The following is a 19,734-nucleotide window of genomic DNA, read 5'->3' as shown; positions in this document are numbered from 1 at the left end:
AGGGGCCCGGCTGTGCTGGCATCGACCATGCCTGCATTAGAACAAAAGAGGAACATATAATCAAGCGAAACCGCGTTTGCGTCGTCGCGGTCCGGTGGCGATCCAGGCCGGAGCCGCTGGATGGCCACGCCCCTGCGGGGCTCGCCATGACGAGGTTTGATCGGGGTGGCGACTCCGGAATGGTGGGACCCGTGCGCCGACCTGGTTCGAACGCAGCGGGGCCCTCACCCTCATGGCGAGCGAAGCGTGGCCATCCAGTCGCGCCGCCGGAGCAGGCCCGACTGTCCTGGACGGCGTTGCCGAGAGCTGCTTGCGCTAGAAGAATGTGCCGAGGAATGCCGCCGCCTCGTCGGAGAGGCCGACGATCTTATCCGTGGCCTGGCGATAGAATTTGAAGTTGAGCTCGGTCTCGGGTCGGCCGTCGGCCCAGTCGGTGAGGGGCTTGAGCTCGCTCCGCCCCAGCTTCCGTCTGGCGAGCGCGGTGCGCCGGATGGTGACGCTCACGCGCGGCGTCTGCCGGGCGATGCCGGGCACCTTCGCGACCACTTCGGCGGCGGTGACGACGCCGCAGGCGACGAGGCCGTGCCCGCCCTCGGTCTCGCTGGCGAACAGGAACACCGTGTCGCCCGCGGCGATGTGCTTGCCGTCATACATCGTCTTCTGCGCGGCGAAGACGAAGGTCTCCGCCTGCGGATCGCGAATCTCGGCCTTGATCGCGTAGGCCATGCGTCGCCGGACCGCCCCGATCACTCGTGCCGGTGGCCGTACAGCGCCGCCGGGTCCTGCAGCACCGGCTGGTCGGTGTGCCAGGCGCCGTCGCGCGCGACCCGGAAGAAGCAGCTGCGCCGGCCGGTGTGGCAGGCGACGCCGGTCTGGTCGACCCGCAGCAGCACCGCATCGCCGTCGCAGTCCAGCCGCAGCTCGACCAGGCGCTGCACCTGGCCGGAGGTGTCGCCCTTGCGCCACAGCGCCTGGCGCGAGCGCGACCAGTAGCAGACCCGGCCGGAGGCCAGCGTCTCCTGGAGCGCCTCGCGGTTCATCCAGGCCAGCATCAGCACCTCGCCGCTGTCGTGCTGCTGGGCGATGGCGGGGACCAGGCCGTCGGCGTCGAAGCGGACCTCGTCGAGAAGGTTCGCCGCGCTCATGCCGCCGCCCGCAGCCGGTCGAGGCCGGCCTCCAGGTCGGCGATCAGGTCGGCCGGGTCCTCCAGCCCGACATGCAGGCGCACGCCCGGCCCCTCCGCCTGCCAGGTGGTGGCGGTGCGGATCTTCTCCGGATGGGTCGGCAGGATCAGGCTCTCATAGCCGCCCCAGCTGGCGCCCATCTGGAACAGCTCCATGCCGTCCAGCATGGCCGCGACCTGGGTGCCGGAGGCCGGCCGCAGCACGATCGCGAACAGGCCGGAGGCGCCGGTGAAGTCGCGCCGCCACAGCGCATGGCCGGGATCCTGCGGCAGGGCCGGGTACAGCACGCGCGACACCTCCGGCCGGGCCTGCAGCCAGCGCGCGATCTCCAGCGCGTTCTCCTGGTGCTGGCGCAGCCGCACCCCCATGGTGCGCAGGCCGCGCTGGGCCAGGTACAGGTCGTCCGGCCCGGCACAGTGGCCGGAGGTCACGGCGAAGGTCTTGAGCTTCAGCCAGACCGACTTCTCGCGGGCGCCGACGATGCCCATCATCGCGTCGGAATGGCCGACCATGTATTTGGTGGCGGCATGGACGGTGACGTCGACACCGTGGCCGAAGGCGTCGAAGCCCAGCGGCGTGGCCCAGGTGTTGTCCAGCGCGGTCAGGATGCCACGGTTCCGGGCGGCGGCCGCGATCGCCGGCACGTCCTGCACCTCGAAGGTCAGCGAGCCGGGGGATTCGAGATAGACCAGCCGGGTGTTGCCGCGGAACAGCGCCTCGATCCTGGCGCCGATCAGCGGGTCGTAGTACTCGACCTCGACGCCGAACCGGCCCAGCACCGTATCGGCATAGCGCCGGGTCGGGCCATAGGCGCTGTCGGTGACCAGCACATGGTCGCCGGCCCTGACGAAAGCGGTCAGAGCGACGTTGACCGCGGCGAGGCCCGAGGAGACGGCGATGGCGCCGTAGCCGCCTTCCAGCGCCGTGACCGCGTCCTCGAAGGCCTCGCTGGTCGGGGTGCCGACCCGGCCGTAGCTGTAGACGCCGTGCTCGAAGCCGGCATGCGCCTCGTCCATCGCCGCCACCGTCGGCCACAGCACGGTCGAGCTGTGATAGACGGGCGGATTCACCATGCCGTGGTTCGCACGGGGGTGGCGGCCGGCATGGGCGAGAACGGTGGCGGGGCGGCGGGACTTGGACATGGCGGTCGCTCGGTCGTGGCGGCGTGTGTCAATCAGGGCTGACGGGCGCCATCTTTCGGCCAGCCGGGCGGGACGGTCAAACCCGATCGGCGCAGGGCCGGCCCGCTTCACGCTGTCGGAGTCAGCACCGGTACGACATGAACGAGCAACCGAACCTTACTGATCGGCTCTGACTACGGTGTCAGTTCCAGCCGTCGCTTGATGCGCTCGATCTCCTCGCGGAGACGATCCACCTGCGCCTGCGCGATCGCTTCGGCATCACCGGCCTAGTCACGACGGAGGCCGGCGACTCCCGTCTCGATCCGATTGAGGCGGAAACCGTGTTCGCGCAGCACTTCCTTGACCTCGGTCAGGTCGGACCGCATGCCGCGAAGGATCTCCAGGATCAGGTTTTCCGCGTTCTCGGTCATGGGACGATCCTAGCAGAGAGCGTGTATTGCTGGCGAGCCGATGCCGGGAAAGCCGGCGCACCCTGTCTCCGAAGTAACACCCGTTCTTCGCTCCGCAATGCGATGGTCACCGCAGCCGTCCACAATGACGGGGTGACGTGGAGCGGATGATGGATATGACGGATCTCAAGCCGACCTGCCGAGTGGTCGGGGCCGGGGATCGGTTCACCGGCAAGCAGGCGCTGTCCTACACGCCCGGGATCTCGGCCGAATCGGTGGGGGCGACGGGCATCCACCTGCAGCTGGTCACCCTGCCGCCGGGCGGCCGGGCCAAGGCCCATCGCCACGAGGCGCACGAGACCGCGATCCATGTGCTCAGCGGCGAATCCGGCATGTGGTACGGCGACCGGCTGGAGCAGCACCTGATGGTGCGGGCCGGGGAGTTCCTCTACATCCCCGCCGGCATGCCGCACCTGCCGTACAATCCGAGCCCGACCGAGGCCTGCGTCGCGGTGATCGCCCGCACCGATCCGAACGAGCAGGAGAGCGTGGTGCTGATGCCCGAGCTCGACGGCATCCATGCCGTCGAGCCGGGACACGGGTGTATCAGTTGTTGATCGAGACCGAGACGTTGCCGGGCAGGCTGTCGCTGGACGAGCCCTTCTGCGTCTGCACGTCCGCGACGATGTACCCGTCGACATAGTTGATGGTGTCGACCCAGACCTCGCCGGCCGAGACAATACCGCAGCGGTGCTGGTGAACGGCGAAGGAGGCCACCGAGTTCGTGCTCGAATAGTTCGGGTCCCAGACGCCGAAGTCGGTCGCCAGGCCGCCGTCGTAGCTCGACAGGATGGTCACGCTGGTGTTGGGCGGCAGCGGGATGCTGCCCGACAGGTTGGTCGTGCCCTCGGTCGCCGTCGCCGTGAGGGTGAGGGCGTTGGCCGTGCCGTTGGTCACCGTCGTGAGCAGGGAGTCGCAGCCTTGGCTCATCCCCGTCCATTGCTGGGCCTGGGTGTTCTGCGCAGGCTCGAGCACCACCGCCGAATCGGTGGGGCTGTTCGGCGAGTAGACGGTCAGCACCTGCCCGGTCTGCTGGCTCGCGATCGGGCCGAGATCGTTGGGGCCGCCGGCGAACTTCCAGAGCTGGGCCTCGTTGCCCGCCTGCAGGGTGTCGACGATCAGCGCATTGTTCGGGCCGATGCTCAGGGCGAGGGTCGAATCATAGGTGCTGACGATCTGGCCCTCCGAAGTGAACCGCCAGAGCTGCGACGGCAGCGAGGTGTTGGGCGCCGTCTGCAGGGACGCTCCCGGAGCCGGGGCTCCGGCGATGCTGAGAACCGGCCCAGCGCCGCCGTTCAGGTCGACGCCCGTGATGAAATAGATCAGCTGCATAATCGGATCCTTCGTAAGGAATTGGTCTATTCATGGGCAATGCCCGGGTGAAATTCCGGACAAAAAGATCATCCCGATCCGTAGGATCGGCCGACGATTTGAGTAAAGAGATACACAACATAGAGAAAATATGAACAAATGTCCTCGATATCCAGAATAAAATATCATGCATCATTGATGCTGAGTTTCGCTAGTCGGAAACATCAGTAATTTTCAAATAATTTTATGAATGCCGTCGTGTCAGGCTGCGGCGCGCTTTCAGCGTACGCTACTCCACGTGCTGCTCGATCACCTCGAGGAAGGCGCCGGCGTAGCGCAGCAGCTTGGCCTGGCCGACGCCGGGGACGGTGGCGAACTCCGTCATCGAGCGCGGCCGGGCATGGGCCAGCTCGGTCAGGGTGGCGTCGTGGAAGATGACGTAGGGCGGCACGCCCTGCTCGCGCGCCAGCTCCAGCCGCCGGGCCCGCAGCGCCTGAAACAGCGAGGCCTCGGCCGGGTCGTCCGGCAGCGCCCGCACGGTGCGGCCGCCCGTCTTGCCCGCCGACTTGCCGCGCGCCGTCCGCTTCACCGCCTCGCGCCGCAGATGGATCTCCTTCTCGCCGCGCAGCACCTCGCGGCAGTCCGGCGCCAGATGCAGCCCGCCATGGCCCTCGGTGTCGACGATCAAGAGGCCGGCCGCCACCAGCTGCCGGAACACCGACTTCCACTCCGCCTTGGACAGATCGCGGCCGATGCCCCAGGTGCTGAGCTTGTCATGGCCGAGCTGGCGGACGCGGTCGGTCTCGGTGCCGGTCAGCACGTCGATGACATGGCCGACGCCGAAGCGCTGGCCGGTGCGGTAGACGCAGGACAGCGCCTTGCGCGCCAGCTCGGTGCCGTCGAAGGACTCGACCGGATCCAGGCAGGTGTCGCAATTGCCGCAAGGCTGCGGCAGGGTGTCGGAGAAATATTCCAGCAGCACCTGGCGGCGGCAGCGCACCGTCTCGCAATAGCCGAGCAGGGCGTCCAGCTTCTGCCGGTCGATCTGCTTCTGCCGCTCCGGCGCGTCCGATTCGGCGATCAGCCCCTGGATCTTGCCGACATCCTGGATGCCGTAGGCCAGCCACGCGTCCGACGGCAGCCCGTCGCGGCCGGCGCGGCCGGTCTCCTGGTAATAGGCCTCCAGGCTCTTCGGCAGGTCGAGATGGGCAACGAAGCGGACGTCGGGCTTGTCGATGCCCATGCCGAAGGCGATGGTCGCGACCATGACCACACCGTCCTCCTTGAGGAAGCGGTCCTGGTTCGACGCCCGCACCTCGCGGTCCAGCCCGGCATGGTAGGGCAGGGCCTCGATGCCCTCGCCGCGCAGCCATTCCGCCGTGCCCTCGACCTTGCTGCGCGACAGGCAGTAGACGATGCCGGCCTCGTTCGGATGCTCGCTCCGGATGAAGGACAGCAGCTGCGCCTTGGGATTGTCCTTCGGCACGATGCGGTAGCGGATGTTCGGCCGGTCGAAACCGGCGACGAAGATGCGGCCGTTCTGCAGCTTCAGCCGCTCGGCGATGTCGCGCCGGGTCGGGCCGTCGGCGGTCGCGGTCAGGGCGATGCGCGGCACGCCCGGATAGCGCGTCGCCAGCGTGTCCAGCTGCAGGTATTCCGGCCGGAAGTCGTGGCCCCACTGCGACACGCAATGCGCCTCGTCGATCGCGAACAGCGCCAGGCGGCACGCGTCGAGCATGTCGAGCAGCCCGTCGGTCAGCAGCCGCTCGGGCGAGACGTAGAGCAGGTCCAGCTCGCCCGCCCTTATCGCCCGGGCGATGTTGCGCGATTCGCCCGGCGGCAGGGAGGAGTGCAGCGCGGCGGCGCGGACGCCGAGCTGGCGCAGCGTCTCGACCTGGTCCTGCATCAGCGCGATCAGCGGCGACACCACGACGCCGAGCCCCGGCCGCACCAGCGCCGGCACCTGGTAGCACAGCGACTTGCCGCCGCCGGTCGGCATCAGCACCAGCGCGTCGCCGCCGGAAATCACCTGGGCCACGATCTCGGCCTGCTCGCCGCGGAAGGCGGAGTAGCCGAAGACATCATGCAGGACGGAGAGGGGGTCGAGGGGCATGGACCGCTTATAGCGGGCGGCGGGGCCTGAACCAAATGCCGTTTATGATCGGCCGTTTGACCACAACAGGTTGTGGTTCAGGAGCGATATCGCCTCCAGGCCTGCGAGCGGCCCGGGAGCCTCAGGCCGGGGCCAGATCCGGGCTGGCCGGCGCCTCCGCCGGCACCTTCCGGCGCCGCGCGATCAGCAGGATGGTGAAGCCCACGATCGTGGTCAGCACCGGCAGCACATACATGATCGGCAGCAGCTGCAGCGAATCGCGGGCCACGCCGGCGACGCTCATCGTCGTCGCCTGCACCGCGACGACGCCGACGGCGGCGATCAGGATGCGGCGGCTCAGGCCGCGGCGGTTGTAGTCGCCGCTCAACAGGACGCCGAGGCAGAACACGACATAGGCGAAGGGCAGCAGCGGGTCGGTGATGCGCTTGTGCCCCTCCATCACCAGCCGGCCATAGTTCCGCATGTCGCGGGGCGAATTCGGGTCGGGGTGCAGCAGGTCGGGCAGGAACCGTTCGGACGGGGCGCGGTAGCTGCGGGCCAGGTCCTCGACGCCGGGGGTGTTCAGCGGCACGGTGTAGCTGTCGAAGGCGACCGGGTCGACCTTGCCGGTCTTGCGGTCGAGCTGCTGGATCACGCCCTTCAGGGCCACGATCCGCGGCCCGTCCTCGCCGTCCTCGACATAGCCGCGGTCGGCGATGATGGTGATCGGCTGGGCCTCGTTGTCGGTGCTGTGGACCAGGATGCCGCTGAGGTCGCCGGTCACCGGGTTGCGGTCGCGCACGAACACCGTCTTGTTGTCGCCGATGGCGTTGAACTCGCCGGTCTGCAGGAAGGCGGCCGAGACGTCGGACTGGGCCATCGCCGTCAGGTCGCGGAACTCGCGGTTGGCCACCGGCCAGAAATACAGGGTCATGCTGTAGCTGAGACCGGTGATGAGGACGCCCATCACCAGGCCGGGCAGGGCCAGCCGCAGCTGGCCGATGCCGGCGCCGCGCATGACCAGCAGCTCGCCGTCGGACAGCATCCGGTTGTAGACGATCAGGCAGGCGGCCACGACGCCGACCGGCAGCACCGCGATCAGGAACTCCGGCATCGACAGGAAGACGAGCTCGAGGAACAGCCCGACGCCGACGCCGCCGTCGACGATCAGCTGGATCAGCCGCATCGAGGTGGTGAGCATGATCGCGAAGACCAGGATCACCGTGGCAAGCACCGTGGCGACCGCGATCTGGCGGAAGATGTAGCGGCTGAGGAGCGACATGGCGGCACCGTATACACGAGCCGCGACGCGACGGCCATGTTGCCAAGCGTCGCGGTGGTGATCAGAATGCCGCGTGCCGAAAAGCACGACAAATCAAGGCGCGGGAGTTGGGCATGCCGGCCTGCCCACGCCATCTGAGGAAACCCAGGGAAGCTTCTGACAATGCTCAAGAATATCGATCCGATCATCACCCCGGATCTGCTCACGGTGCTGGCCAGCATGGGGCATGGCGACGACCTGGTGATCTGCGACACCAACTTCCCGTCGCGGTCGGTGGCGCAGCACACCATGGTCAAGGCGCCGATCGAGCTGCCGAATGTCAGCGCCGCCCGGGCGGTGCGCGCGATCCTGTCGCTGATGCCGCTCGACAGCTTCGTCGACCATCCGGCGCGGCGGATGGAGGTGGTGGGCCAGCCGGACGAGATCCCGGAGGTGCAGCGCGAGGTCCAGGCCGAGATCGACCGGGCCGAGGGCCGGTCCTGGCCGATGGGCTCGATCGAGCGCTTCGCCTTCTACGAGGACGCCAAGAAGGCCTATGCCGTGGTGCGGGCCGGGGAGGGGCGGTTCTATGGCTGCTTCCTGCTGAAGATGGGCGTGATCCCGCCGAAGTAGGACCAGGCCCATGACCTCGCCGAAGATCGCCATCCAGGGCGTGTTCGTCGCCGACCTCGCCTTCCGCGCCGCCCGGCTGCCGGTGATGGGCGAGACCCTGCTGTCCAACGGCTTCAAGCTCGGCCCGGGCGGCAAGGGCTCGAACCAGTCGGTCGCCGCGGCCCGGGCCGGCGCCGATGTCGCCTTCATCACCAAGCTCGGCACCGACCCGTTCGGCCAGATGGCGCGCGGCCTCTACGCCGCCGAGGGGATCGACGCGACCCATGTGCTGACCGATCCGGAACGGCCGACCGGTGCCGCCTTCATCTTCGTCGACGGCAAGACCGGCGAGAATGCGATCATCATCGAGCCGGGGGCGGCGGCGGCGCTGACCGAGGCAGAGATGGAGGCGGCGGCGCCGGCCATCGCTGGGGCCCGCGTGTTCGTCGCCCAGCTCGAACTGCCGCTGCCGGTGGTGCGACGCGGGCTGGAGATCGCGCGGCGGCATGGGGTGACCACGATCCTGAACCCGGCCCCGGCCGCCACCCTGCCGGATGATCTGTATCCGCTGGTCGACTACCTGACCCCGAACGAGACCGAGGCCGAAAGCCTGGTCGATTTCGCGGTCGACAGCGGCCAGCAGGCGGCGCGGGCGGCGGCGGTGCTGCTGGACAAGGGCGTCGGCACGGTGATCGTCACGCTCGGGGCCAAGGGCGCCCTGCTGAAGAGCCGGTCGGAGACGGCGCATGTCCCGGCCTTCCCGGCGGGGGCGGTGGTCGAGACCGCGGGGGCGGGCGACGCCTTCAACGGCGGTTTCGCCCTGGCCCTGGCCGAGGGCCGGCCGGTGGCCGAGGCGGTCCGCTTCGGCTGCGCTGTCGCCGGCCTCTCGGTGACCCGTCCCGGCACGGCGCCGTCGATGCCGCGGCGCGAGGAGATCGAGGCGCTGCTCCAGTCCGGAGGCTAAAGAAGGGATAGCGCGACCACCCAGGCCAGAATGGTCATACGCGCGAGATCGGCGGTCTTGCGGCTGGTCTCGTCGCGCCCGGCGCTGCGCCAGACTCCGATCAGCAGAACCACATTCCATGGGAGATGCGCGATGAACACGAGCGCCGCGAGCCAAGTCGGCGCATGCGCGGTGAGGAGCATCAGTGCCAGCAGTGTGGAGACCAGGTTCACGATGGCCCCGCCGAGGATGCCCCACAGCCAGAAGGCGCGGCCAAGTGGAAGTTCACCGCACCAGAATCTGACGATGGCCTGCATGCAGCTCTCGTGTCGGGGCTGGGGGCCGTTCCGACCCAAGCTTCGAGCCCGCCGGGGAACAAGGTGGCCGCCGATCTCCGGAAAGAACAGAGGCTGATCTGGTTTCGTCGCGTTGCTGCCCGGCGCGGCGATGCCGGTTGGGCGAGGGGCCTCGGCTGGCTCGCTGACGGACAGTCTCCGGCGTGAGCGCAAGGCGGCAGAAACGCTCAACAGCCGTTCCCAAGCGTCGACTGTTTCCCGTCACCATCGTGCCGGCCCTCCATCCCGGGCGCACGCGCCACTACCATTTCAAGGTGCAGCGGGCTGGCGGAGCGCGAAAGATGGAAGTTCGGCCGCTTCGATTTCGTCATGTGACCGATTCGGTCCATCGCAGCTCTTGTCTCGCGGGCAACCGCTCTTGGGGGTGGGCCCGAACGGCGATCACTCGAACGCCCAGCGGAGTGTCCTGGCGATGCCGAGGGTCCCGGCTCGGACCAACGCACGACCAATGATCGGAATACGAAGACCGTGCATGTCGCGTGCCCACGGAGGCAGCAAGTCGATGGCCGCCTGCATGGCGATCACCTGCAGGGGCTCGGCCAGCACGCTCGGCGCAGGTTGCGTCAGCAGGATGTGGGCGACTTCCCGAGTTCGCTCGTCGGACCGGAGCTGCGGCCGCACGGTGCCGAACAGCTGCCGCGCCCTGGCTCGGCTGCGTGGGATCGGATCGGCGCCAAGCGCCTTCGCAATCTGCGCCATCTCGGCGAAGTAGCGATCCTGGTCGATGGCCGACATACCCGGCTCGGCGTAACGGATCCACGCATCCAGGAAGCAGGTCGTCTCCGTGAGATGAACCCAGGCCAGCAGCGAAGGGTCACTGGCGGCATAAGGGCTGCCGTCGGGCAACACCCCCCGGACCCGATTGTGGATGGCGCGGACGCGCGCGATCGCAGCCTGCGCCTCCTCTCGCCCGCCATAGGTGGTCAGTGCGATGAAGCGCGCCGTCCGTCGGAGCCGCCCCCGCATGTCGGACCGATAGTTCGAATGGTCCCACACTCCTGCCAGGACGGCCGGGTGAAGCATCTGCAGCAGCAGGGCCGCAACGCCTCCGACCATCATCGAGGTGACGTCGCCATGGACCCGCCACGCGACGGCGCGCGGGCCGAACAACCCGTCGGTGCTCCGCACCACCGGACGTTCGCCGCGCCGCCTGTCGTTGAACATTGCAACCACCTGGGCGGCCACGACGTCCTTGATCGGCCGCGCCAGCGCGGATGGAAGAAGGGAGCGGACGGGGGCAGCTGGTGACATCCGGGGCGAACCGCCGACAAACCCGCGACGACGAGTGGTCGTCCGGCAGATCTATTATGGGTCTCTTCGCCGAGTTTCCAAGCTGGCCGAACATGCTGATGGTGCGGGCCGTCCTTCCGATCAGCAGCCGCCATACGACTGCAGAAGCGATCGTCATCGCGAACCGGCTTCTGGCCTCGCCATGACGGTGCCTGACGCAACCTCTTCGACTACCATTTTATGCAAAATAAAATAGAAATATTCGAGAACTATCATAGCAATTTATAAGTGGTGATTCCTGTTTTTCTGCATAAATTCTTATTTTCCTCCGAAATACATGATAGCCTCGGCAGCAGAGGCTCAAGACCGTCAAGAGAACGGTGGCGTCTGGAGACATCCATTCCCTGCAGGAGGAGATAATGGCTTCAACAGATTCCCTGGATGGACTTCTTGATGACGGCGGCTTGCTGGGCGGGCTGCTGGACAATCTTCTCGGTGAGGACGGCCTGGTGTCAGGGCTGCTGGGCGGTGTTCTCGGCGAGGACGGCCTGCTGGGCGGCGTCGTGGATGGCGTCGGCGGCCTGCTCGGCGGTGTTCTCGGGGGCGTTGGCGGTCTGCTCGACGGTCTCCTGGGCGGTCTGCTCGGCGGCGGCCTCAACGGCCTGCTCGGCAATCTCCTGGGCGAGCTCGGCGATGCCGGGGGCCTGCTCGCCGAGCTGCTCACCCCGGAGCTGATCGGCGGGGTGGTGACCGGCCTGCTCGGCAATCTCGGCGGCCTGCTGGGCGGGGCGATCGGCGGCGTGCCGGTCGGCGACCTGCTCGACGGGCTCTTCGGCGAAGGCGGCCTGCTCAGCCCTGACGGGTTGCTCGGCGGCCTGCTGGGCGAGGACGGGCTGGTGACCCAGCTGGTCGGGGTCCTGAACAATGGCGGCGACCTGATCGGCGCTCTGCTCGAGCCCGACGGGCTGCTCGGCAATGTGACCGGCCTGATCGGCGACGTCGGGAACGGCCTGGTGGGCAGTGGCGGGCTGATCACCAGCCTGATCGACGGCATGTTGGGCGATGTGGGCGGGCTGTTCGACGACCTGTCCGTCACCGGCATCATCGGCAACCTGTTCGATCCGGACGGCCTGATCGGCGGCCCCCTGGCGAATCTCGGCGTTGGCGTCGACGTCGGCGGGGTCATCGGCGGGGTCTTCGATCAGCTTCCAGGGCTCGACGCGCTCGACAGCCTGCTGACCGACGGCATCCTCGGCGGTCTGCTCGGCGACGTGCTGGGCCCGGACGGCAGCGGCCTCACCGACCTCCTGCTCGGCGCCCTCGGCGCCTTGTCGCCGGACGTGTTGATGGCCAACATCGTCGACAGCGGCGGTGTGCCCGGCCTGCTGAACAGCGTGCTCGATGACGGCGCCGTCGACCTGCTCGACGTGCTCCTGACCGACCTGCTCGGCGGGGCGCTCAGCGGCGGCCTGCTGCAGGGCGACGGCGGCCTGATCGGCAACTTCTTCAGCGAGTTCGGCATCCTCGGCGGCGAACAGCTCGGCCTGCGCGACGCGCTCGGCGACGGGCTGATCGGAGACGTGTTCAACACGCTCCTGGACGTCGGCGTGCTGGTCGTCGGGAGCGAGGTGATCAAGGTCGCCGGCCCGCTCGCCATCGCTGGCACCGCGGCCGACCTGCTGGCCGGCGACGAGGGCCTGCTGAACGGCGTGGTGCCCGAGGCGCTTCTCGGCCAGTTCTTCGGCGAGAACGGCGTGATCGGTGCCGCGCTGGAGAGCCTGATCGGCGGCGTCAACGGCCGGGACGGCCTGCAGGCCGTGCTCGACATGAGCGTGACCAACATCTTCGACGTGGTCCAGGATCTGAAGGAGGTGATCGCCGAGTTCCAGGACATCGGCGGCGGGGTGCCGCAGCTCGACGCCCTGATCTCGCTGGCCGGAACGCTCGAGGAGGTCGCCGAGACGTCGGCGCAGGTGTTCACCGATCTCCATGCCGCGATCCGCGATGTCAACGACATCCGGGTCGGCACCTCGGGTGACGACACGATGAACGGCTGGCTCGGCGACGACCAGCTCGACGGCGGCAGCGGCAGGGACGAGCTCTCGGGCGGCACCGGCGACGACGTGATGAAGGGTGGCGCCGGCAACGACTACCTCAAGGGCGGGCAAGGCAACGATACCATGGTCGCCGGCGCCGGCCTCGACGCCATGAACGGTGGCGGCGGTGCCGATACCTTCCGCTTCAACGCCGCATCGGAGTCGACGGCGGGCGCCGAACGGGACTTCATCAGCGACTTCATCCATGTCGAGGGCGACAAGATCGACCTGGCCGCGATCGACGCGAACACTCAAGTCCTCGGCAACCAGGCCTTCACCTATATCGGCAACCAGGCCTTCCACAATGTCGCCGGTGAGCTGCGCTTCTCCGGCAGCATCCTGGCCGGCGACACCAACGGCGACGGCCGGGCGGATTTCGAGGTCTTCGTCCGGATGCACGGCGCCCTGGTGGCGGACGACTTCATGCTCTGACCGGCCTTTTGGTCCCTGCGGCCGCGCGGTGTCCTCACCGCGCGGCCTTTTTCATGAGCGCCGCGCTTCCGAGACCCGGTTGATTTCCGCGGCCCGGACGCCTATCTCATTCCCTATGAGAACACCGTGGACGAAGCCGTTGGCGGCGCATCGAACGCCGCTTCACGCCCGGGGCTGCTGACCGCGGGGCGATGCCCCCAAGGTCGGGCCGCCCCGTCGTCCGTTCTCGTCTCCGTCGCCTCGCGCGACCAGTTCTCCCAGCCTCACCAGAATTCCCGTCCCGGTCGCCCGAAGCGCCGGGCCGCACCCGAACCCTCCGGGCACGACCCCGGAGCGGATGCCCAGAAGAAAGGAAACTCGGCATGTCCCGCAGCAGCCTGCCCAAGCGTCCGGAGATCCATGTCACCGCCGGCGATTATGATCGCCTGGCGGCGCTGGCCGACGCCGCGGCGGACGCCTTCCCCGCGGTCGCCGATTTCCTGGCGGACGAGCTCGACCGGGCCCAGATCATCGAGGCGGCCGCGGCCAAGGGCGTGGTCCAGATGCACTCGACCGTCACCTATCGCGACGCCGCAAGCGGCGAGGAGCACACCGTGACCCTGGTCTATCCGGAGGAGGCCGACATCGAGGCTGGCCGGCTGTCGGTGCTGACCCCGGTCGGCGTGGCGCTGATCGGCCTGCGCAAGGGCCAGACCATCACCTGGATCACCCCCTCGGGCAAGCCGCGCAACCTGACCGTGATGCGGGTCGAGCCCGCCGTGCGCCCGGCTGCTGCCTGACGGCAGGCTTTCCCCTTCCATCCTCCCCCTCCCTCCTGCGGGAGGGGGCTGTCGATGAGGGGAACCGGCGCGAGATATCCAGGATCGCTGCCCGACCATGGTGGTTGTTCGCCATCCGCTCCATCGGCGCCAAAACCCCTCCCGCAAGGAGAGGGGGAGGTTGATAGAAATCGTCGTCGAGGGCGGCGGACGCCGTTCTGGGTAGATCTATCGTGGGTCAGCTCCGCAGCCCCGCCACCAGCCCGGCCAGGTCATCCATGTGCGGGCAGATCAGCCAGGCGCCGGCGGCGCGCAGCCGGTCGGCATGGCCGTCGCGGATGTGGCGGCCGCCGAGGAAGCCGATCACCGTCATGCCGGCGGCGACGCCGGCGGTGGTGCCGGGGACGCTGTCCTCGATCACCAGGCAGCGGCCGGGCTCGACGCCGAGCTGGGCGGCGGCGTGCAGATAGAGGTCCGGCGCCGGCTTCGGCCGCGCCACCGCTTCCGGCGTGTAGACATGCGCGCCGAACAGGCGGGTCAGGCCGGCGATCTCGAGCGAGCGGCGGACCCGGCCCAGATGGCTGTTCGAGGCCACCGCCATCGGCAGGCCTAAACCCGCCAGCGCTGGCTGCACGCCGGGAATGGCGTCGAGGCTGAGCGCCAGGGCATCGTCGATCACCTGCGCCATGCGCGGGCCGATATCCTCCGGGAACACCGTGCCGAAGCGCGCCGCCACCTGGCGCACGATGTGCAGGTCGGGCGTGCCGACCAGCTGCTCCACCAGCTCCTCGACCGGCGCCTGCGGCTCGTAACGCGCGATCAGCTCCGCCACCGCGCGGCAGGCGATGATCTCGCTGTCGACCAGCACCCCGTCGCAATCGAAGATCACCGCCGAGATGCCGCCGGCCGTGGGGGCAGGCGCGGCATTCCGCACGGGGTCGACGGTGTCCATCACATCCTACTCCATTCGGTTCCGCCGGTTGCGCCGGCGGGGCGAGTCACCATAACGTACGACAAGTCAAAGACGCCGCGCGACAATGAGCGCCGGCGAGAGGGAGGCACGGAATTTGCGGGAGCCGATCAAGCACGCCTTCATCTGGCCGGCTTTCCTGGTCGTGCTGCTGGTCGGCATCTTCCCCCTCATCTACTCGCTGACGATCAGCTTCCAGAGCATGCGGCTGGTGCCGCCGCTGCCGCCGCGCTTCGTCGGGCTCGACAACTACGCCTCGCTGCTCGCCAACCCGCGCTTCTGGGCCACCGTGCGGACGACCGCGACCGTGGTGTTCCTCTCGGTCTCGGTGCAGTACGTGCTCGGCTTCGCCATCGCGCTGGCGCTGCATAGCAAAATTCCGGGCGAGCGTCTGTTCCGCGTCGGCTTCCTGCTGCCGATGCTGATGGCGCCGATCGCGGTGTCGCTGGTCGGGCGCATGCTGTTCCATTCGACCGTCGGGCCGATCAACGACCTGTTCACCCAGTTCGGCCTGCCGAACCTGCCGTTCCTGACCGACGCCACCTGGGCGCTGGGCACGATCATCGCGGTCGAGGTCTGGCAGTGGACGCCCTTCGTCATCCTGATGATGCTGGCCGGGCTGCAGAGCCTGCCGCAGGACGTCTACGAGGCGGCGCAGCTGGAGAATGCCAGCGCCTGGCAGCAGTTCTGGGGCATCACATTCCCGATGCTGCTGCCGATCTCGGCCGCCGTGGTCTTCATCCGCATCATCGAGGGCTTCAAGATCATCGATACGGTCTTCGTCCTGACCGGCGGCGGCCCCGGCGTGTCGACCGAGACCCTGACCCTGTTTGCCTACCAGGAGGGGTTCAAGAAGTTCAACCTGGGCTACACCTCGGCGCTCAGCTTCCTGTTCCTGATCGTGATCGTCGTCTTCGGCACGATCTACCTCGCGATCCTGAAGCCGCATCTGGAGAAGCAGCGATGAGCCGGGGCGATCTCCAGCGCGGCGGCACGAAGCGCGGCCTGATCTTCCTGCTCTGCCTGGGCTGGTTCGTGGTGACGATGTTCCCGATCTACTGGACGCTGATCACCTCGTTCAAGCCGCCGACCGCGGTCAGCGGCGGGCCGACCTATCTGCCCTGGATCGACTTCGAGCCGACGCTGCAGGCCTGGATCGACGCCTTGACGGGCGTCCGCGGCAACTTCATCACCCCCTTCGTCAACTCGACCCTGATCGGGCTGTCGGCGACGGTGCTGTCGGTGGCCCTGGGGTCGATGGCGGCCTATGCGCTGGTGCGCTTCCCGTTCCAGGTCCGGCTCTTGGCCGGGGTCGCCTTCGCCGTGGTCGCGATCGGCGGCTTCCTGTTGCTGCAGACCATCGTCGGCCTGACCCGGGTGCAGTCGCTGGGCGGCGCGCTGGTGGCGGCGCTGGCGGTGTCGATCGCGCTCAACGCGCTGCGCCTGCCGGGCCCGGTGCTGGGCAATGACGACGTCGTCTTCTGGTTCGTCAGCCAGCGCATGTTCCCGCCGATCGTCACCGCCTTCGCGCTCTACCTGCTGTATTCCGAGGTCGGCAAGGCCGGGCTGCCGCTGCTCGACAGCTATTGGGGCATGACGCTGTGCTACACCGCGTTCTCGCTGCCGATCGTGGTCTGGTTGATGCGCGACTTCTTCCAGGCGCTGCCGGTCGAGATCGAGGAGGCGGCACTGGTCGACGACGTGCCGCGCTTCCGCATCTTCCTCGAGATCGTGCTGCCGATGGCGCGGCCCGGGCTGATCGCCACGGCGATGATCACGCTCAGCTTCGTCTGGAACGAGTTCCTGTTCTCGCTGCTGCTGACCGCCGGCAGCTGGCAGACCCTGCCGATCATGCTGTCGGGGCAGAACTCCTACCGCGGCGACGAATGGTGGGCGATTTCGGTCGCCGCCATGATCTCGATCGGGCCGATGATGGTGATGGCGATTCTCCTGGCCAGGCTGATGCGATCAGGCCTGCTGCTGGGCAGCATCCGATGATCGCGACACAGGGAGGAACAACAATGAAGACCATGCTTCTCGCCCCCCGCCTTCTCCTGGCAACCGGCGCGCTCGCGCTGACCGCGGCGCTGTACGGCCCCGCCGCCGCGGCCTGCGACCCGGACTATTCCGGGGTGACTCTGACCGCGGGCTCGCAGACCGGGCCGTTCATCGCCCTGGCGCTGCAGATGGCCGCCAAGACCTGGGAGCAGAAGACCTGCGGCAAGGTCAATGTCGTCGAGTTTCCGTTCGGCGAGCTGTATCCGAAATATCTGACGGCGATGACCGCCGGCGAATCCACCTTTGACGTCATCACCTTCGCCCCGGCCTGGATGCCGGACTTCTCGCCCTACCTGTCGGAGATGCCGGACTCGGTGCGCCAGGGCAAGGATTGGGAGGACATCGCCCCGGTCTACCGCGACCGGCTGATGGTGTGGGACGGCAAGCACCTGTCGCAGACCATCGACGGCGACCTCCACACCCTGTCCTACCGCCGCGACCTGTTCGACGACCCGAAGGAGAAGGAGGCGTTCAAGGTCAAGTACGGCTACGACCTGGCCCCGCCGAAGACCTGGAAGGAATATTACGACATCGCCGAGTTCTTCACCCGGCCCGACCAGAAGCTGTGGGGCACGGCGGAGGCGTTCCGGCGTGGCGGCCAGCAGTTCTGGTTCTTCTTCACCCACGCCGCCAGCTACACCAACGATCCAAAGAACCCGGGCAGCATGTTCTTCGACCCGGAGACCATGGACGCGCAGGTCAACAATCCCGGCTGGGCCAGGGCGCTGGAGGACTACATCAAGTCGGTTAAGTTCTCGCCGCCCGGGGCGCTGAACTTCTCCTCCGGCGACATCCGCACCGCCTTCTCCGGCGGCCAGGTGGCGATGAACTTCGACTGGGGCGACACCGGCGTGATCGCCGCCGACAAGACGCAAAGCAAGGTGGCCGGCCATGTCGGCTCGGCCCTGACCCCGGGGTCAACCGAGATCTGGAACCACAAGACCAAGGCCTGGGACAAGTCCGACCAGCCGGTGTTCTCGCCCTTCATGGCCTATGGTGGCTGGCAGGCGGCCGTGCCCAGTGCAGGCAAGAACGTCGAGGCGGCGTGGAACTATGTCGAATGGGTCTCGAACCCGGAGAACAGCGGCATCGCCACGGTGACCGGCGGCTCCGGCGTCAATCCCTACCGCGTGAGCCACTTCGCGCCTGACCGCTGGCTCGCCAAGATGACCAAGGAGGAGGCAGACGAGTATCTGGCGGCACAGCGCGGCAGCCTCGAGGCCAAGAACGTGGCGCTCGACATGCGCATCCCCGGCTACTTCTCCTATACCGAGGTGCTGGAGATCGAACTGTCCAAGGCGCTGGCGGGCGAGACGACGCCGCAGCAGGCGCTCGATACGATCGCCCAGGAGTGGAACAAGCTGACCGACGAGTTCGGCCGCGACACCCAGCTCGCCGCCTATCGCGCTTCGATGGGCCTGCCGCCCCTGAAGAAGTAGATCGGATCCGCCCCGCCGCGCGCCGCGGCGGGGCGAAGCCCGAGCGCTCGAGACCCAAGGACATCATGGCCCGCGTCAGACTCGAAGCCGTCACCAAGAGCTATGGCGACGTGCCCGTCATCCCGTCACTCGACCTCGAGATCGCGGACCGCGAATTCGTCGTGCTCGTCGGGCCCTCGGGCTGCGGCAAGACCACGACCCTGCGCATGATCGCCGGGCTGGAGGCGGCGAGCGGCGGTACCATCCGGATCGGCGACCGCGACGTCACCCAGCTGCGGCCCGGGCTGCGCAACTGCGCGATGGTGTTTCAGAACTACGCCCTCTATCCGCATATGACCGTGCGCGAGAACATCGGCTACGGCATGCGGGTGCGCGGCGAGTCGAAGGCGGTGATCGACGGCAAGATCAAGGATGCGGCGCGCATCCTCGGCCTCGATCCCTATCTCGACCGCCGGCCGAAGCAGCTCTCGGGCGGCCAGCGCCAGCGCGTCGCCATCGGCCGCGCCATCGTCCGCGACCCGGACGTGTTCCTGTTCGACGAGCCGCTGTCCAACCTCGACGCCAAGCTGCGCATCGAGATGCGGGCCGAGATCAAGGCGCTGCACCGGCGGCTGCAGACCACCATCGTCTACGTCACCCACGACCAGGTCGAGGCCATGACCATGGCCGACCGGGTGGTGGTGATGAACCAGGGACGGATCGAGCAGGCGGCCGAGCCGCTGACCCTCTACGAGCATCCGGCCAACCTGTTCGTCGCCGCCTTCATCGGCGCGCCCAGCATGAATTTTTTGCCCGCGACCCTGGTCGGCGACGGCCTGCGGCTGGCGGACGGCACGGTGCTGCCGGTGCCCACCACCAAGCGCGCGGCGCTGGCCGGGCGCGACGGCCTGGCCGTCACCATCGGCCTGCGGCCGGAGCATGTGGCGGGCGGCGCCGCCGGGCCGGTGACGCTGCCGATCCTGCCGCGGGTGATCGAGCCGCTCGGCGCCCACACCCTGATCCTGGGCGAGGTGGCGGGGGCCAAGTTCACCGCCCAGGTCGACGCCCATTACCCGGCCCAGCCGGACGAGCCAACGACGATCAGCCTCGACCCGGAGCGGCTGCACCTGTTCGAGACGGAGAGCGGGCAGGCGGTGTGATGGCGGTTGACCGACGGAGAAAGTCATCAGCGAACGGTTGAAGGAGAAGGTCGAGGAGGCTTACGCTGATCCGGGCGCCAGCGTTCCTGCCCGCGACGTCTTCCGCCGGCTGCGGGCCCATCACGCCGCGCAGGCCAAGTCCGATTCAGAGATGTAGGTTGGGTTCGCCATGGCGAACCCAATATCCCGCAACCAGCTGGAAAGTGTTTGGGGGGGGGGGCCCGCCCCAACCCACAACGAGTAATTAGCCGACGGGGGGTGG

General features: G+C 68.1%; 20 protein-coding genes. 10 read left to right on the top strand and 10 right to left on the bottom strand.

Features of this window, described 5'->3' with window-relative positions:
* Window positions 1-315 precede the first annotated feature (315 nt).
* The 4 genes from AAHM41_RS29915 to AAHM41_RS29900 form a co-directional block, all read right to left on the bottom strand.
* A complete protein-coding gene (locus AAHM41_RS29915) occupies window positions 316-750 on the bottom strand; it encodes a hypothetical protein (protein ID WP_342240278.1) in 435 nt (144 codons plus the stop codon).
* Window positions 747-1,145 (bottom strand): phosphoribosyl-AMP cyclohydrolase, encoded by a 399-nt coding sequence (hisI, locus tag AAHM41_RS29910; RefSeq protein WP_342240277.1) that lies wholly within the window; start codon window positions 1,143-1,145, stop codon window positions 747-749. The genes AAHM41_RS29915 and hisI overlap by 4 nt, the downstream gene beginning before the upstream one ends.
* Window positions 1,142-2,326 carry a cystathionine beta-lyase gene (gene metC / locus AAHM41_RS29905; protein WP_342240276.1) on the bottom strand — a complete coding sequence of 395 codons (1,185 nt, stop codon included), beginning with the start codon at window positions 2,324-2,326 and terminating at the stop codon, window positions 1,142-1,144. Before metC ends, hisI begins: the two co-directional genes overlap by 4 nt.
* A 266-nt stretch (window positions 2,327-2,592) precedes the next feature.
* Entirely contained in the window at window positions 2,593-2,736 is a 144-nt protein-coding gene (locus AAHM41_RS29900) for a hypothetical protein (RefSeq protein ID WP_342240275.1), read from the bottom strand.
* Window positions 2,737-2,891: 155 nt separating this feature from the next.
* Between AAHM41_RS29900 and AAHM41_RS29895 the strand changes: the two genes are divergently transcribed.
* Window positions 2,892-3,332 (top strand): cupin domain-containing protein, encoded by a 441-nt coding sequence (locus AAHM41_RS29895; protein WP_342240274.1) that lies wholly within the window; start codon window positions 2,892-2,894, stop codon window positions 3,330-3,332.
* On the opposite strand, the gene AAHM41_RS29890 is transcribed toward AAHM41_RS29895, so the two are convergent.
* The 3 genes from AAHM41_RS29890 to AAHM41_RS29880 all read right to left on the bottom strand — a co-directional run bounded on the left by AAHM41_RS29890 (window position 3,322) and on the right by AAHM41_RS29880 (window position 7,460).
* Window positions 3,322-4,107, bottom strand: coding sequence for an RICIN domain-containing protein (locus tag AAHM41_RS29890; protein WP_342240273.1), 786 nt, complete (start codon window positions 4,105-4,107; stop codon window positions 3,322-3,324). The genes AAHM41_RS29895 and AAHM41_RS29890 overlap by 11 nt on opposite strands.
* 268 nt (window positions 4,108-4,375) lie before the next feature.
* Window positions 4,376-6,199 carry a DNA helicase RecQ gene (recQ, locus tag AAHM41_RS29885; RefSeq protein WP_342240272.1) on the bottom strand — a complete coding sequence of 608 codons (1,824 nt, stop codon included), beginning with the start codon at window positions 6,197-6,199 and terminating at the stop codon, window positions 4,376-4,378.
* Between the two features lie 121 nt (window positions 6,200-6,320).
* Window positions 6,321-7,460 (bottom strand): LptF/LptG family permease, encoded by a 1,140-nt coding sequence (locus AAHM41_RS29880; RefSeq protein WP_342240271.1) that lies wholly within the window; start codon window positions 7,458-7,460, stop codon window positions 6,321-6,323.
* 162 nt (window positions 7,461-7,622) lie between these two features.
* On the opposite strand from AAHM41_RS29880, the gene AAHM41_RS29875 reads away from it, so the two are divergent.
* Both AAHM41_RS29875 and rbsK read left to right on the top strand, forming a co-directional pair.
* Window positions 7,623-8,072 carry an RbsD/FucU family protein gene (locus AAHM41_RS29875; protein ID WP_342240270.1) on the top strand — a complete coding sequence of 150 codons (450 nt, stop codon included), beginning with the start codon at window positions 7,623-7,625 and terminating at the stop codon, window positions 8,070-8,072.
* Between the two features lie 10 nt (window positions 8,073-8,082).
* A complete protein-coding gene (gene rbsK, locus AAHM41_RS29870; protein WP_342240269.1) occupies window positions 8,083-9,015 on the top strand; it encodes a ribokinase in 933 nt (310 codons plus the stop codon).
* Here the strand turns inward: rbsK and AAHM41_RS29865 are convergent.
* Together AAHM41_RS29865 and AAHM41_RS29860 are read right to left on the bottom strand one after the other, a co-directional pair.
* Window positions 9,012-9,311, bottom strand: coding sequence for a hypothetical protein (locus tag AAHM41_RS29865; RefSeq protein WP_342240268.1), 300 nt, complete (start codon window positions 9,309-9,311; stop codon window positions 9,012-9,014). The two genes, rbsK and AAHM41_RS29865, sit on opposite strands and share 4 nt — an antisense overlap.
* 420 nt (window positions 9,312-9,731) lie before the next feature.
* Complete coding sequence (locus tag AAHM41_RS29860; protein ID WP_342240267.1) at window positions 9,732-10,535, bottom strand: oxygenase MpaB family protein; 804 nt, start codon at window positions 10,533-10,535, stop codon at window positions 9,732-9,734.
* Window positions 10,536-10,657: 122 nt separating this feature from the next.
* On the opposite strand from AAHM41_RS29860, the gene AAHM41_RS29855 reads away from it, so the two are divergent.
* The 3 genes from AAHM41_RS29855 (at window position 10,658) to rnk (ending at window position 13,887) form a co-directional block, all read left to right on the top strand.
* The gene (locus AAHM41_RS29855; protein WP_342240266.1) at window positions 10,658-10,786 is read left to right on the top strand and encodes a hypothetical protein; all 129 of its coding nucleotides are present in this window, start codon (window positions 10,658-10,660) and stop codon (window positions 10,784-10,786) included.
* 213 nt (window positions 10,787-10,999) lie between these two features.
* Window positions 11,000-13,108, top strand: coding sequence for a calcium-binding protein (locus AAHM41_RS29850; RefSeq protein WP_342240265.1), 2,109 nt, complete (start codon window positions 11,000-11,002; stop codon window positions 13,106-13,108).
* Between the two features lie 362 nt (window positions 13,109-13,470).
* Window positions 13,471-13,887 (top strand): nucleoside diphosphate kinase regulator, encoded by a 417-nt coding sequence (gene rnk, locus AAHM41_RS29845; RefSeq protein WP_342240264.1) that lies wholly within the window; start codon window positions 13,471-13,473, stop codon window positions 13,885-13,887.
* 217 nt (window positions 13,888-14,104) lie between these two features.
* Here the strand turns inward: rnk and AAHM41_RS29840 are convergent, their stop codons facing one another.
* A complete protein-coding gene (locus AAHM41_RS29840; protein ID WP_342240263.1) occupies window positions 14,105-14,818 on the bottom strand; it encodes an HAD family hydrolase in 714 nt (237 codons plus the stop codon).
* 115 nt (window positions 14,819-14,933) lie between these two features.
* Here AAHM41_RS29840 and AAHM41_RS29835 point away from each other — a divergent pair, with 115 nt between their 5' ends.
* From AAHM41_RS29835 to AAHM41_RS29820, 4 genes are all read left to right on the top strand, one after another.
* Window positions 14,934-15,803 carry a carbohydrate ABC transporter permease gene (locus tag AAHM41_RS29835; RefSeq protein ID WP_342240262.1) on the top strand — a complete coding sequence of 290 codons (870 nt, stop codon included), beginning with the start codon at window positions 14,934-14,936 and terminating at the stop codon, window positions 15,801-15,803.
* Complete coding sequence (locus AAHM41_RS29830) at window positions 15,800-16,834, top strand: carbohydrate ABC transporter permease (RefSeq protein ID WP_342240261.1); 1,035 nt, start codon at window positions 15,800-15,802, stop codon at window positions 16,832-16,834. The genes AAHM41_RS29835 and AAHM41_RS29830 overlap by 4 nt, the downstream gene beginning before the upstream one ends.
* 23 nt (window positions 16,835-16,857) lie before the next feature.
* Complete coding sequence (locus AAHM41_RS29825) at window positions 16,858-18,333, top strand: extracellular solute-binding protein (protein WP_342240260.1); 1,476 nt, start codon at window positions 16,858-16,860, stop codon at window positions 18,331-18,333.
* A 65-nt stretch (window positions 18,334-18,398) separates the two neighbouring features.
* Window positions 18,399-19,472 carry an ABC transporter ATP-binding protein gene (locus AAHM41_RS29820; RefSeq protein ID WP_342240259.1) on the top strand — a complete coding sequence of 358 codons (1,074 nt, stop codon included), beginning with the start codon at window positions 18,399-18,401 and terminating at the stop codon, window positions 19,470-19,472.
* The last annotated feature ends 262 nt before the right edge of the window (window positions 19,473-19,734 follow it).

It is taken from the genome of Inquilinus sp. OTU3971 (assembly GCF_038440215.1).
Note: the sequence above shows the minus strand (reverse complement) of the source record. Positions and strands in the feature narration are given on the sequence as shown.

What these genes read in the sequence shown, in the direction of transcription:
- rnk (WP_342240264.1), top strand. Translation starts at nt 13,471, where the DNA reads ATGTCCCGCAGCAGCCTGCCCAAGCGTCCGGAGATCCATGTCACCGCC.
- hisI (WP_342240277.1), bottom strand. Translation starts at nt 1,145, where the DNA reads ATGAGCGCGGCGAACCTTCTCGACGAGGTCCGCTTCGACGCCGACGGC.
- AAHM41_RS29850 (WP_342240265.1), top strand. Translation starts at nt 11,000, where the DNA reads ATGGCTTCAACAGATTCCCTGGATGGACTTCTTGATGACGGCGGCTTG.
- recQ (WP_342240272.1), bottom strand. Translation starts at nt 6,199, where the DNA reads ATGCCCCTCGACCCCCTCTCCGTCCTGCATGATGTCTTCGGCTACTCC.
- AAHM41_RS29825 (WP_342240260.1), top strand. Translation starts at nt 16,858, where the DNA reads ATGAAGACCATGCTTCTCGCCCCCCGCCTTCTCCTGGCAACCGGCGCG.
- AAHM41_RS29855 (WP_342240266.1), top strand. Translation starts at nt 10,658, where the DNA reads ATGGGTCTCTTCGCCGAGTTTCCAAGCTGGCCGAACATGCTGATGGTG.
- AAHM41_RS29895 (WP_342240274.1), top strand. Translation starts at nt 2,892, where the DNA reads ATGACGGATCTCAAGCCGACCTGCCGAGTGGTCGGGGCCGGGGATCGG.
- AAHM41_RS29900 (WP_342240275.1), bottom strand. Translation starts at nt 2,736, where the DNA reads ATGACCGAGAACGCGGAAAACCTGATCCTGGAGATCCTTCGCGGCATG.
- AAHM41_RS29890 (WP_342240273.1), bottom strand. Translation starts at nt 4,107, where the DNA reads ATGCAGCTGATCTATTTCATCACGGGCGTCGACCTGAACGGCGGCGCT.
- AAHM41_RS29840 (WP_342240263.1), bottom strand. Translation starts at nt 14,818, where the DNA reads ATGGACACCGTCGACCCCGTGCGGAATGCCGCGCCTGCCCCCACGGCC.
- AAHM41_RS29820 (WP_342240259.1), top strand. Translation starts at nt 18,399, where the DNA reads ATGGCCCGCGTCAGACTCGAAGCCGTCACCAAGAGCTATGGCGACGTG.
- rbsK (WP_342240269.1), top strand. Translation starts at nt 8,083, where the DNA reads ATGACCTCGCCGAAGATCGCCATCCAGGGCGTGTTCGTCGCCGACCTC.
- AAHM41_RS29865 (WP_342240268.1), bottom strand. Translation starts at nt 9,311, where the DNA reads ATGCAGGCCATCGTCAGATTCTGGTGCGGTGAACTTCCACTTGGCCGC.
- AAHM41_RS29830 (WP_342240261.1), top strand. Translation starts at nt 15,800, where the DNA reads ATGAGCCGGGGCGATCTCCAGCGCGGCGGCACGAAGCGCGGCCTGATC.
- metC (WP_342240276.1), bottom strand. Translation starts at nt 2,326, where the DNA reads ATGTCCAAGTCCCGCCGCCCCGCCACCGTTCTCGCCCATGCCGGCCGC.
- AAHM41_RS29875 (WP_342240270.1), top strand. Translation starts at nt 7,623, where the DNA reads ATGCTCAAGAATATCGATCCGATCATCACCCCGGATCTGCTCACGGTG.
- AAHM41_RS29880 (WP_342240271.1), bottom strand. Translation starts at nt 7,460, where the DNA reads ATGTCGCTCCTCAGCCGCTACATCTTCCGCCAGATCGCGGTCGCCACG.